This window comes from Proteiniphilum sp. X52 (assembly GCF_003712195.1).
GTDB lineage: Bacteria > Bacteroidota > Bacteroidia > Bacteroidales > Dysgonomonadaceae > Proteiniphilum.
Genome location: NZ_RDSD01000016.1, coordinates 98931 through 110474, shown reverse-complemented (window position 1 = coordinate 110474; position 11544 = coordinate 98931). Strand labels below are relative to the sequence as shown.

The following is an 11544-nucleotide window of genomic DNA, read 5'->3' as shown; positions in this document are numbered from 1 at the left end:
GCAAATCTGAAGTACTGACGAACAGAAATTCGATATAAGGCTCATCCGAGGGGGCAACCGGGCAATGGATCGGGAACGCCCAAAAATCAACCGTAACTTGGATGAGTAAATCGAGCAGGACGCAGAGAAAGTCTACTACCCTATCCCGGGAGGTCTTGCAAGGCGCACCAACAGTGCACGAACAACAGCGATGTTGTTTTCACTTTGCAAGAAGTCAGCAGAAGACATGGTATTCGGAGTGTGTACAACACCGAAGAAGGTCTGAATCTTTTAATTCAAGAAGAGCCGTGTGAAATGAGAGTTTCACGCACGGTTCTGTGAGAGGTTTAAGGTGAAATCCCTTTTATCTACTCGACTGAGAGGGCGGGGGAGTAATCCCCCTCCCTACTCGATTAATTTTCGCCAACTGATGTTGTGTCGACGACCTTTCTGTTTCCGGTTTGTTCCGGCTTACAACTTTTTCCGGCTTAATCCCGTTTATTTACTTGGCTTTTCCCTGGTTAGCCACGGCATCCATCAGTTTTTTGATCTCTTCCGGATCACCTAAGAAATAATCCCTTTGCAGATTCATTTCATCGTCGAATTCGAAAACATAGGGAACGGCTGTCGGTAAATTCAGGCCTACGATATCTTCGTCGGAGATATTTTTCAGGTGCTTGATAATACCGCGGAGGCTGTTTCCGTGAGCGGCTACGATCACCTGGTCGAGCTTTTTCATTTCCGGTACGATAGTATCGTTCCAGTAGGGAAGGATGCGTTCCACGGTGTCTTTCAACGCTTCGGTGAGAGGAAGATCTTTTCCGTCAACTCCTTTGTAGCGGGGGTCCTGGAATGGTGAACGTTCGTCTTCCTTGTCAAGTGGTGTGGGGGGAACGTCATAACTGCGGCGCCAGATAAGTACCTGGTCATCACCATACTTCTCTGCTGTCTCCGCCTTGTTGAGTCCTTGCAACATGCCGTAATGCTTTTCATTCAGCCGCCAGGTCTTTTCTACCGGGATCCAGTCCAGGTCCATCTCATCGAGTACCACATTCAAAGTCTTTACTGCCCTTTTCAGGTAGGAAGTATACGCTTTTTCGAATTGGAAACCCTCTTCTTTCAGCAATTTACCAGCTTTGTGCGCTTCTGCGACACCTTTCTCGGAGAGATCCACGTCAGTCCATCCTGTAAAGCGATTCTCTTTATTCCATACGCTTTCGCCGTGGCGAATTAAGACTACTTTCTTCATACAACTGTTTATTTATAATTACAAATGACTAATTACCAATTACCAATTACCAATGAGTTTATGGGGTGAAATCCAATATTTTGCATTGAAACCATGTCCGGAGAGGCCAAAGGAACATGTTGAATCTTGAGTCTGAATTTGAAATCCGCAATCCGCAATTTTGAACCCGCAATCCGCAATCTTGAATCCAAAATCCACAATCTTGAATCTGATTTATTCTCTTTTATCCTCTGCAAAACTACATAAAATTGGCCTAATTGCAGGCGATCGGGATGTGAATTTATCAAAAAGGCGCACTCCGCAACCGCCGTTGCTCTTCCTCTTCCATTCTGTTGAGCAGGCGAAGCTGGATAATCAACAGATAGATCGACAAGATAGCCGACAGCGTGTCGGCTACCGGCATGGCGGTCCAGATACCGTCCAAACCCCATAGACGGGGAAAGAGAATGATGAAGGGAATCAGGAATATTAACTGGCGGCTCAGGCTCTGTATGATCGATTTGGCGGCATAGCCCAAGCTCTGGAAAAAGCTGGAGGCCACTATCTGTATACCCACGAGCGGGAAGGCGGCAATAGTGATCCGGATCCCTTTTTCGGTGATCGAGAGCAGTTCCGGGTCGTTGGTAAAAGCCGAGGCAAACAGGCGCGGGAAGAACTGCCCGACGATGAATGTGAAGGTGGTGAGTGCCGTGGCCACTTTCAGTGAATAGTAAAGGGTTTCCTTTACCCTGGTGAAATTACGGGCGCCGTAGTTGTATCCAATGATAGGTTGCGTACCCTGGTTAAGTCCCATAATGATCATCACGAAAGTCATGATTACGGTATTGATGATGCCGTATGCACCGACTGCCAGGTCGCCCCCGTGGCGCAAGAGGGAGGTATTCAACAGCACCGCCACACCGGAGGCTGCCACCTGCATGCTGAACGGCGAGATCCCTATGGAGAGAATGGCGGCGACGATTTTCTTGTCGAGGCGTACGTTCTTCCACCGGAGACGGATCAGACTGCTTTCCCTGGTAAAATGATCCATGACGAAGAGCATACCGATAAACATGGAGATCACCGTAGCCCACGCTACCCCTTTTATTCCTAGGTTGAACAGATAGAGGAAGAGAGGTGTAAGGATAATATTAAAGACAGCGCCTATAAGCATGGTGATCATCGCTTTTTTGGGATAACCGGAAGAGCGCATCATCGCGTTAAAGTTGTAACAGAGGCTCACGAACACATTACCCAGTAGGACGATTTGCAGATAGTCCCGCGCATAAGGGAGGGTGAGGTCACTGGCACCGAACGCCCTGAGAAGAGGGTCGAGGTAGATCAGGATAAGGGTGATGAAGACGGCGTTGAGTATTACCGTGATCAATAGTGAATTGCCGAGTATCTTCTCCGCGGTTAGTCTGTCCTGTTTTCCCAAACTAATGGAAATACGGGCAGCCCCGCCTGCTCCTACCAGCATCCCCAGCGAAGCGGTGAGATTCATCACCGGGAATGTGATGGCAAGACCGGAAATGGCCAATGCGCCCACTCCCTGCCCGATAAAAATACGCCCAATTACGTTGTACATCGCTGTGACCAATGTTCCTACAATGCCGGGGAGGGCGTAATCCCATACTAATTTACTGATTTTCTTCGTCTGAAAATCCTGTTCTCGTTTTGATTGCAAAATTTCTTTCTTGTACTAACCCGGACGATCTATTACTTCGTCCTATTTCTTTGTCATAATATCCAGCACCCACTGATCGGTCTTCTGCATGCCAACTTTTTTCCGGGGATGCTGTACCCTTTGGCGGGAATGGCAATGCGGGAACAAAATTAATCAAAATTCCCCACATTCCCAATGATTAAGGAAGGGAAGATGGAAATGGGAGAAGGTGGGAATGGGAGAAGGTGGGAAGGGGAAAAGGGGGAAAAGATGGGAAGGTGGGAAAGGAGGTGAATTTGTCCGAAGTCAGTTTGAATTATTAGATAATTGTTTGTATATTTGAGGTTTAAATCTGACTGCTATGCCTTGCAAAGAAGAACTGCTGCACTATATATGGAAGTTCGGGCTTTATCCCTCCGACTCGCTTAAGACGGCAGACGGGCTGAGGATAGAGGTGATTGACCCGGGAATACATAATCTGCACGCCGGGCCCGATTTCTTCAATGCCAAGATAAGGATCGGCGATAAACTATGGGCCGGAGATGTGGAGATCCACCGTTCTTCGGATGAATGGGAACGGCATGGCCATCATACCGATAAGGCATACAACTCGGTGATCCTGCACCTCTCGGAACATGTGAATAGGACGATAATGAACGAGAAGGGACAACAGATACCACAGTGCCAATTGCTAGTTCCCGACGAGGTGCGTAAAAACGCCGATTATCTGCTTTATAGCCATAGTTCTCCTCCCTGCAAGGATCATCTTTCTTCCCTTCCGGAGATGTTTATACGTTCTTTCCTTGGCCGGTTAGCCATTGAACGGCTGGAAAGAAAAACCAGTGATATCTTCACCCATCTCGATCGTTTTCGCCAATCCTGGGATGAAGTGTTCTATGTGTTGCTCACTCGTAATTTCGGATTTGGACTGAACAGCGATGCCTTTGAGAGACTAGCCCTTTCATTGCCGTTTAAATGTATCCGGCGGCACGGCGACAGCCTGTTTCAGGTGGAAGCATTACTCTTCGGACAGGCCGGGCTGCTGGAGGAGCCCATAGACTGGGAAGAGAGGGAGAGTGGAAGACAGGGGAGAACCCCTAAAACGGAAGTAGCGCCGGAGATGCCAAAAAAGAGGGTGTCGGCAGATAGGAAGGATGATTACTTCCTGCAGCTACACAACGAGTACCGTTTCCTGAAAAACAAATATTCACTGACGCCCCTGGAAAGTTACTTATTCAAACGAATGAGAGTCCGTCCCCGTTCATTCCCCGAAATGCGTATCGCGCAACTGGCAGCATTGCTGCAATCCTCCGGCAGGCTCTTTTCTTTGGTGCTGGAGCAAAACCAAGTGGATGAATGGATGTTATTATTCATGGCCTCTCCTTCCAGCTATTGGCGCCGGCATTACTCTTTCGGAAAACAATCACCCGAGTCGGCCGGACAGTTGGGCGGTGCCTCCCGGCAGATATTACTCATCAACACTGTGGCGCCTGTGCTATTTGCCTATGGTAAAAAAACGGCGACCGAGAGCTATTGCGAAAGGGCTATTCACCTGCTGGAGTCACTGAAACCTGAAAGAAACGTTATCGTATCCCAATTTCGTGAAGCAGGGATAATTCCAAGGAGCGCATTCGAGACACAGGCGCTCATCCAGTTGAGAAGGGCTTATTGTGATCCGCGGAAATGTCTTTTCTGCCGGATAGGGCATAGGCTGCTGAGTTGTAAAAAATGAAAAAATGGTATGAGACTGCATAAAACATTGTACATTTGTGTCGAAAATGGCATTATACACACAAAGAAATAATGTTACATGTTACATAAGATATCCACATTCTTCTCCTGGCTTTTTCTCCTGACTGTGTTGGCTGTCTTGAGTCATTCCTGTGCCAATATGGCCGCACCCACCGGAGGGGCCTATGACATAGATCCGCCGGTAGTAAGAAGAGCCGCGCCCGCTTTCCATTCGGTGAATGTTTCCCCCTCAAGGATTGAGATCGAATTTGACGAGAATATAAAAATCGAGAAACCCAATGAGAAGGTCATTGTAACCCCTCCCCAGAAGAACATGCCGGTAATCCGTTCAATAGGTAGAAGAGCCATAGTAGAGTTGAATGACACGTTACTTCCCAATACCACCTATACGGTCGATTTTACCGATGCCATCGTGGATAATAACGAGGGTAATCCGTTGGAGAATTTTGTCTATTCCTTTTCTACCGGCGACCGGATCGACACATTGTCCATTGCCGGAAAAGTGCTTAATGCGAACGATCTGGAACCTGTTACGGGGATATATGTAGGTATCCACTCCAATCACCACGATACGGCCTTTACCCGTATTCCGTTCGAGCGGATCTCCAGAACTGACTCCCGGGGCAATTTCACGGTGAGAGGGATCGCGCCCGGAAAATACAGGGTGTTTGCACTGAATGATCTGAATAGGGATTATAAATACGATAATCCGCAGGAAAATATTGCCTTTCTGGATTCTATCGTCATACCTTCTACCGTGCCGGCGGTGCGGCAAGATACTGTCTTTCAGGACAGTCTTACTGTCGATACCATACATACTGTCCATTATACCCGTTTTTTGCCGGATAATCTGGTGTTACGTTCTTTCCTGTCCGATTTCCAGCGACAATATCTGCAGAAGCATGAGCGCCCCGAATCACATAAGCTCCATCTCTTTTTCGCCGCGCCGACCGACAAGCCGAGTTTCTTTTTGATCAATCCTCAAGTGAGGAGTGATGATTGGTATGTAGCCGAGCGGAGTGCTAAAAATGACACCCTTATGCTTTGGATCACCGATTCATTGATCTATCAACAGGATTCACTGCGTATGCAGGTGAATTATCTCCGAACAGACTCACTCAACAAAAATTATATTGCGACGGATACACTCAATTTTAGTATGAGGCGTACGGGTCGGGGCAGTGGCAATACGGAAAAGAAAGGAGAGGAGGAGCAGATCAGATTTTTAGGAGTGAACACGAATGTCCAATCCACATTTGAGTTATACAACCCTGTCAGGATAGAATTTGAACAGCCTGTCACAGCATTCGATTCCACCTATGTGCAATTGCTGGCCGAGGTGGATTCTTTATTCGAAGCGGTTCCTTTCCGTCTGGAATCCGACTCGTTGAACCCACGCAAGTTTACCCTGCGTCCCCATTGGAAACCTGGAGGGAAATACAAGATACTTATCGACTCGGCAGCGGTTACCAGTCGTTACGGACTTTGGAACAATAAGTACGAGCAATCCTTCACCGTGAAGCCTTTGGATCAGTATGGAAATCTGGAGATATCCATCACTGGACTTCCTGAAGAGAAACCGGCTTTCGTGGAGTTACTCGATAAATCGGATAAACCTTTTCGGAAAAGTTACGTCAAAGCCCACAAGGCTAGATTTCAGGATCTGCCTCCCGGTGAGATCTACGCGCGCGTCGTAATTGATGAAAATGAGGACGGTGTATGGACTACCGGAAATTATGAGGAGGGGCGACAACCGGAAGAGGTGTTCTATTATCCCGATAAATTTGTGATAAGGGCTTTTTCAGATCATTCGGAGGAGTGGAATGTTCGTGCGAGGCCTGTTATAAGCCAGAAACCATTGGAGATAACCATCAATAAACCGGAAGAGAAAAAGCGGCGTAATCCGAATCTGGAGAGAGAGCAACAACAGCGACAAAACCAGCAGGGTTCTTCCTTCTCCGGAAGAGGCAGTGCGGGAACTACTTCTGACATGAGATAGCAACCGGGAGGTAGGGGGTAGTTACTACCGTCCCGCGTCCCGTAAAATTAAAATTATGATTAATCAAAAAGTTACATCTATTCTTGTTTCACTGTTTTTATTTCTGGGGGTAATGCGGGTAGATGCACAATGTGGACAGACCAACACTGCTTTTGCGAGCGGCGAGGATATACGGTATGATCTCTATTTGAATTTAGGTTTTTTCAATGCGCGCGCGGGGAGAGGATCGCTCACGGTGACCGAAGCGAATTACCGCGGCAAGGATGCTTACAAGATGGTGATGTTGTTCAATACCTCCGGGCTGGCAGGTAACCTGTACACTGTGAACGACACGCTCACCTCTTTTATTGATAAGGATCTTCGTCCTTTGTTATTTACCAAAGAGGCATTTGAGGGAAAAGACTATTCTGTGGAGAGGCAGTCCTACACCTACGAGGGGGGTAAGGTGAAAATACGTGCTTTCCGTACCTGGAATGGGAAAGAGCAATTTGATGAGGTGTTGTCTACCGATCAATGTACGTATGATTACCTCTCTGTATTGCCATACATCCGTAATCTCGATTATACTGGCATGAAACCCGGCGAAAACTTTCATATTCGTTTCATTGCCGGAAGAAAACCTGTGAATATGTATGTCAATTACCAGGGTGTTTCATCGGTAAAAGCAGGGAATGGAAAAAAATATGAAGTGATTAACCTCACAATGACTATTCTCGACGATGCTTTCACCAATCAGAAAGAAGCTTTGAAGGCCTCGCTTACCAATGATAAAAACCGTATCCCGGTAATCATAGACACTTCTTTAAGAATCGGTTCAATCAGAGCGGTTTTGCGGGATGTCTCGGGAACCAGGCATCCGTAATATCCGGTGGTTATTCTTTTGATGTTCAATGGTTATTCGATAATGTCGCGAATGTATTGAACCGAAAATTCCGCAAGGTGGAAAATAACAGCGTGGCGCAACAACGGACGGGAAGCGAACCAATAACGGTGGAGCCGAATAACAGGAGTAAAGATGGTAGAATAAAGAGAATAAATAGGGATTAGAATTCTGAATTTTCTCCAAAAGAACCTATCTTTGTAAACTGCTAAAGATTACGGACTATTATTCGCCAAGCAATGCGAACAGAAGACAAGCTTGCCTGGAATGTTTTCGATAAGCGAGCGCAGAGGCAAAACTTGTTTTGAAATGTGATTGAAGAAATAGTCTCATTTTAATGAAAATAAAGGTATGTCAGATCTGATATGTTCCGCAAAAATACCCGAACCGGCGCTCAGGAGACTCCCCTGGTATTTGTCGTACGTGAAACTCCTTAAAAGCCAGGGAGAAACCATTGTTTCCTCTACACGGATCGCGAAAAAGATAGATGTCTCCGCTTCCCAGATAGCCAAAGATCTTTCCTACGTCGACATAAGCGGTAAGACGAGGGTGGGATACGATATAGATGACCTGATCAATGTGCTGGAGTCGTTCCTGGGATTTACAAACACTCATACGGCAGTGGTCTTTGGAGTGGGAAGTCTGGGAGCTGCCTTGTTGTCGGACTCCGGTCTCGAACAATTCGGCTTGAAGATTATCGCCGGCTATGATGTGAACCCGGGTGTTGTTAATCACACAATACATGATATTCCAGTGTTTCATTCCAATGAATTTATAGCGCGGAACAAAGAGATGAAGGCGGAAATAGGGATTCTGACCGTACCTCCCGGTATAGCCCAGGAGGTGTCGGATTATATGATCCGGGGTGGGGTGAAGGCTATCTGGAACTTTACACCTTTCCGGATACGTGTGCCGGAAGGGACAGTCCTGCAAAACACCTCACTTTACGCTCACCTCGCCGTGATGTTTAACCGGTTGAACGGATAATTTTGTAGGGAATGAAGATCTTTGCTGTCGGATTGAATTATGCGTCTCACAATAAAGAGATGGAACGCACGTTTCAGAGTAAGGAGCCGGTCATTTTCATGAAGCCGGACACCGCCTTGCTGAAAGGGGATAAGCCGTTTTTCCTTCCCGATTTCTCCGAAGAGGTACATTACGAAACGGAGTTGGTGGTGAAGATAAGCCGCCTGGGGAAGAATATAGGAGAGCGTTTCGCCCATCGCTATTACGATGAGATTACGGTGGGTATAGACTTCACCGCGCGCGACCTGCAAAGAAAACAGAAAGAGTTGGGTTTGCCGTGGGAGATCGCAAAAGGTTTTGATAATTCCGCGGCTGTCGGAAAGTTTATCTCCAAAAACGAGATCTCTGATATTCAGCACCTTGATTTCCGGCTTGAGATCAATCATCAGACGGTGCAGCGAGGCAATACAAAGGAGATGATCTATTCTGTGGATACAATTATTGCCTATATCAGCCGATTCTTTACATTGAAGATTGGCGATCTTATCTTTACCGGAACCCCGGCGGGTATTGGCCCGGTGGCAATCAACGATCATCTGCAGGGCTATCTCGGAGACCGGAAACTGTTGGATTTCCGGGTGAAATGATATTCACGCAACCACCATATTGATGTAACATGAACAAAGCAATTCTTACTCTCTTTTGCTGCATACTCTGTGCGACGACCAATTATTCTGCTGTCGCCCAGGAGTATAACCCGATACCGGTTGCTTTGCCTTCCTTGCAGATCGCGCCCGACGCCAGGGGCGGAGGGATGGGGGATATAGGAGCGGCCACTATGCCCGATGTCTATTCCCACCACTGGAATGCGGCCAAGTATCCGTTTATTTCGGGTGATGCGGGAATCGCGTTCTCTTATACACCGTGGCTGAGCAAACTGGTCAGTGATATTCACCTGCTTTACATGTCGGGTTACTGGAAGTTTGGAAACGACAACCTGAACGCCATCAGCGCCTCATTACGCTATTTCTCGCTGGGAGACATAGAGGTGGGCGGCCTCAATGATGAATTCTGGCAGACTGTGTCACCTCATGAGTTCGCGTTCGATGTGGCTTATTCAAGAAAACTCACCCAAACATTCTCCGGGGCGGTTACCCTGCGGTATATCCGCGCCGATTATTCCACCGGTGACGATGAAACGACACCGAGCAACGCCTTTTCGGCCGATATCGCCGGTTATAACGAATCCTATTTCTATATGGGGCGCTCGGAAGCGCTTCTGGGATTAGGATTTAACATCTCCAATATCGGCACAAAAATCTCTTACGATGGAGGAAACAGCTCCATGTTTCTTCCCGCGAATTTACGTATGGGCGCCTCTTTAGGATATCCTCTGGATCCGAAAAATACCCTTTCCCTCAGTTTCGATGTCAATAAGTTGCTGGTACCTACTCCGCAACTGCCGTCGGAGAACGAGACCGCGGAAGAGGCACAGTCCCGGATTGATAAATATCAGAATATATCTTCCATCGGAGGGATTTTCAAGTCGTTGGGCGATGCTCCCGGAGGATTCAAAGAGGAGATGCAGGAGGTCATGTGGTCGCTCGGAGCAGAATACAGGTACGATAATCGGTTCTCCCTCAGGGCTGGCTATTACCACGAGAGCGAGTATAAGGGCAATCGTCGTTATTTTGCTTTTGGAGCCGGTTTCAGAAATGATATTTTTCAGATAGATGCCGCTTACCTGGTGTCGACTGCCCAATCAAATCCGTTGGATCAGACATTGCGTCTTTCCCTCGGCTTCGATATGGAAGGAATTAGAAATTTAATGCGATAAAATTATGCAGATACGGGTGGGTTTTGGTTATGATATGCATCGCCTTCAGGAAGGAAGAGACCTCTGGATGGGAGGAGTGAAGCTGGATTATGAAAAAGGATTATTGGGACATTCCGATGCCGATGTGCTTATCCATGCTATCTGTGATGCGTTATTGGGTGCCGCCAACCTGCGTGACATAGGCTATCATTTTCCTGACAATTCCCTGGAATACCACAATGTAGACAGCAAATTGCTTCTGAGAGATACGATGAACTTATTAAGAGATAAAGGGTATAGCCTCGGCAATATCGATGCTACCGTCTGTGCGGAGCAACCCAAGCTCAACCCCCATATTCCTGCCATGCAACGAAAACTGGCCGAAGTGATGGCGGTGAGTGAGGAACTTATCTCTATCAAAGCTACCACATCCGAGAAAATGGGGTTTGTGGGTCGGGAAGAAGGTATCACAGCCTACGCGGTAGCGCTTATACGGAAACCGTAACATTGAAAATATGCCGGGCTTTAATAAGCTTGCCAGATTTGCAGGCTTTTGCGAAAAGAAATTTTACGGCCGTTTCCGGTGGCTCTTGCGCAAAAAACAATCGAAAGGTTATGGGATCCATTCGCCGTTTGCCTTTGACCTGATCACTGGCGTAATCTATTCTCCCTATAGTTTTTATGCCTTTTCAGATCTTCGGGAAATACTGTCGCTCAATGGCATCGATCCGGACTCTATTACCCCATTCAATCACCTCTCTTTCCGGTTGGTTCATTATCTTCAAGCCAGAAATATATTAGAGATCAACCCGGGGATCGGCATAAATACCCTGTTCCTTACGGCGCCTTCGTCGCATATCCGTTGCATCTGCGTGGAGGAAGATGGAGAAAAAGTCAGTGTGGCCGAATATCTTCAGAAACAGGCAGGACGAAAAAGAGAGACCCTCTCTTCATTATCTGCCTGCGAAGGAAAGCGTTATGATGCAATCTTTATTAACCAGGGCGGAAGCTGCATTCCCGATATACACACATTGACAGAATTGAGCCATTCCGCTACTTTCTGGGTGGTTCATCCCATAAAAAAGGGAAGGACTAAACAATTTTGGGATGAAATCGTTCATGATGTGAGAGCCCGGATTACATTCGACCTGAAAGATACGGGGATTGTCTTTCTGAGGCCCGATCTAAGTAAGCAACACTATCTGGTGTGAGAAGGTGGAAAAGGACTAAAGCGAGTTCCATATACCGAAATGAAAAA

General features: G+C 47.2%; 10 protein-coding genes. 8 read left to right on the top strand and 2 right to left on the bottom strand.

From position 1 onward, the window contains the following. Positions 1-481 precede the first annotated feature (481 nt). Together gpmA and D7D25_RS12790 are read right to left on the bottom strand one after the other, a co-directional pair. Positions 482-1228, bottom strand: a complete 747-nt coding sequence (gpmA, locus tag D7D25_RS12800; protein WP_122969347.1) for a 2,3-diphosphoglycerate-dependent phosphoglycerate mutase — start codon at positions 1226-1228, stop codon at positions 482-484. A gap of 283 nt (positions 1229-1511) precedes the next feature. Further along, on the bottom strand, positions 1512-2894 hold the full coding sequence (locus D7D25_RS12790; protein WP_122969345.1) for an MATE family efflux transporter: 1383 nt from the start codon (positions 2892-2894) through the stop codon (positions 1512-1514). A gap of 340 nt (positions 2895-3234) precedes the next feature. Here D7D25_RS12790 and D7D25_RS12785 point away from each other — a divergent pair, with 340 nt between their 5' ends. The 8 genes from D7D25_RS12785 to D7D25_RS12750 all read left to right on the top strand — a co-directional run bounded on the left by D7D25_RS12785 (position 3235) and on the right by D7D25_RS12750 (position 11497). Further along, positions 3235-4605: a DUF2851 family protein gene (locus D7D25_RS12785; protein ID WP_122969344.1), complete on the top strand. Its 1371-nt coding sequence runs from the start codon at positions 3235-3237 to the stop codon at positions 4603-4605. Positions 4606-4683: 78 nt separating this feature from the next. Next, on the top strand, positions 4684-6624 hold the full coding sequence (locus D7D25_RS12780) for an Ig-like domain-containing protein (protein WP_122969343.1): 1941 nt from the start codon (positions 4684-4686) through the stop codon (positions 6622-6624). A 55-nt stretch (positions 6625-6679) separates the two neighbouring features. Continuing rightward, positions 6680-7486 carry a DUF3108 domain-containing protein gene (locus tag D7D25_RS12775; RefSeq protein ID WP_122969342.1) on the top strand — a complete coding sequence of 269 codons (807 nt, stop codon included), beginning with the start codon at positions 6680-6682 and terminating at the stop codon, positions 7484-7486. A 369-nt stretch (positions 7487-7855) separates the two neighbouring features. Beyond that, a complete protein-coding gene (locus D7D25_RS12770; protein WP_122969341.1) occupies positions 7856-8491 on the top strand; it encodes a redox-sensing transcriptional repressor Rex in 636 nt (211 codons plus the stop codon). An 11-nt stretch (positions 8492-8502) separates the two neighbouring features. Further along, positions 8503-9117 (top strand): fumarylacetoacetate hydrolase family protein, encoded by a 615-nt coding sequence (locus D7D25_RS12765; RefSeq protein WP_122969340.1) that lies wholly within the window; start codon positions 8503-8505, stop codon positions 9115-9117. Between the two features lie 29 nt (positions 9118-9146). Further along, the gene (gene porV / locus D7D25_RS12760; RefSeq protein WP_122969339.1) at positions 9147-10307 is read left to right on the top strand and encodes a type IX secretion system outer membrane channel protein PorV; all 1161 of its coding nucleotides are present in this window, start codon (positions 9147-9149) and stop codon (positions 10305-10307) included. Positions 10308-10311: 4 nt separating this feature from the next. Further along, the gene (gene ispF, locus D7D25_RS12755; RefSeq protein ID WP_122969338.1) at positions 10312-10791 is read left to right on the top strand and encodes a 2-C-methyl-D-erythritol 2,4-cyclodiphosphate synthase; all 480 of its coding nucleotides are present in this window, start codon (positions 10312-10314) and stop codon (positions 10789-10791) included. 10 nt (positions 10792-10801) lie between these two features. Next, complete coding sequence (locus tag D7D25_RS12750; RefSeq protein WP_122969337.1) at positions 10802-11497, top strand: hypothetical protein; 696 nt, start codon at positions 10802-10804, stop codon at positions 11495-11497. The last annotated feature ends 47 nt before the right edge of the window (positions 11498-11544 follow it).

Bases quoted from the DNA above. Each gene is read 5' to 3' on its own strand.
- porV (WP_122969339.1), top strand. From the start codon at position 9,147: ATGAACAAAGCAATTCTTACTCTCTTTTGCTGCATACTCTGTGCGACG.
- D7D25_RS12785 (WP_122969344.1), top strand. From the start codon at position 3,235: ATGCCTTGCAAAGAAGAACTGCTGCACTATATATGGAAGTTCGGGCTT.
- D7D25_RS12770 (WP_122969341.1), top strand. From the start codon at position 7,856: ATGTCAGATCTGATATGTTCCGCAAAAATACCCGAACCGGCGCTCAGG.
- D7D25_RS12775 (WP_122969342.1), top strand. From the start codon at position 6,680: ATGATTAATCAAAAAGTTACATCTATTCTTGTTTCACTGTTTTTATTT.
- D7D25_RS12780 (WP_122969343.1), top strand. From the start codon at position 4,684: ATGTTACATAAGATATCCACATTCTTCTCCTGGCTTTTTCTCCTGACT.
- D7D25_RS12750 (WP_122969337.1), top strand. From the start codon at position 10,802: ATGCCGGGCTTTAATAAGCTTGCCAGATTTGCAGGCTTTTGCGAAAAG.
- gpmA (WP_122969347.1), bottom strand. From the start codon at position 1,228: ATGAAGAAAGTAGTCTTAATTCGCCACGGCGAAAGCGTATGGAATAAA.
- ispF (WP_122969338.1), top strand. From the start codon at position 10,312: ATGCAGATACGGGTGGGTTTTGGTTATGATATGCATCGCCTTCAGGAA.
- D7D25_RS12765 (WP_122969340.1), top strand. From the start codon at position 8,503: ATGAAGATCTTTGCTGTCGGATTGAATTATGCGTCTCACAATAAAGAG.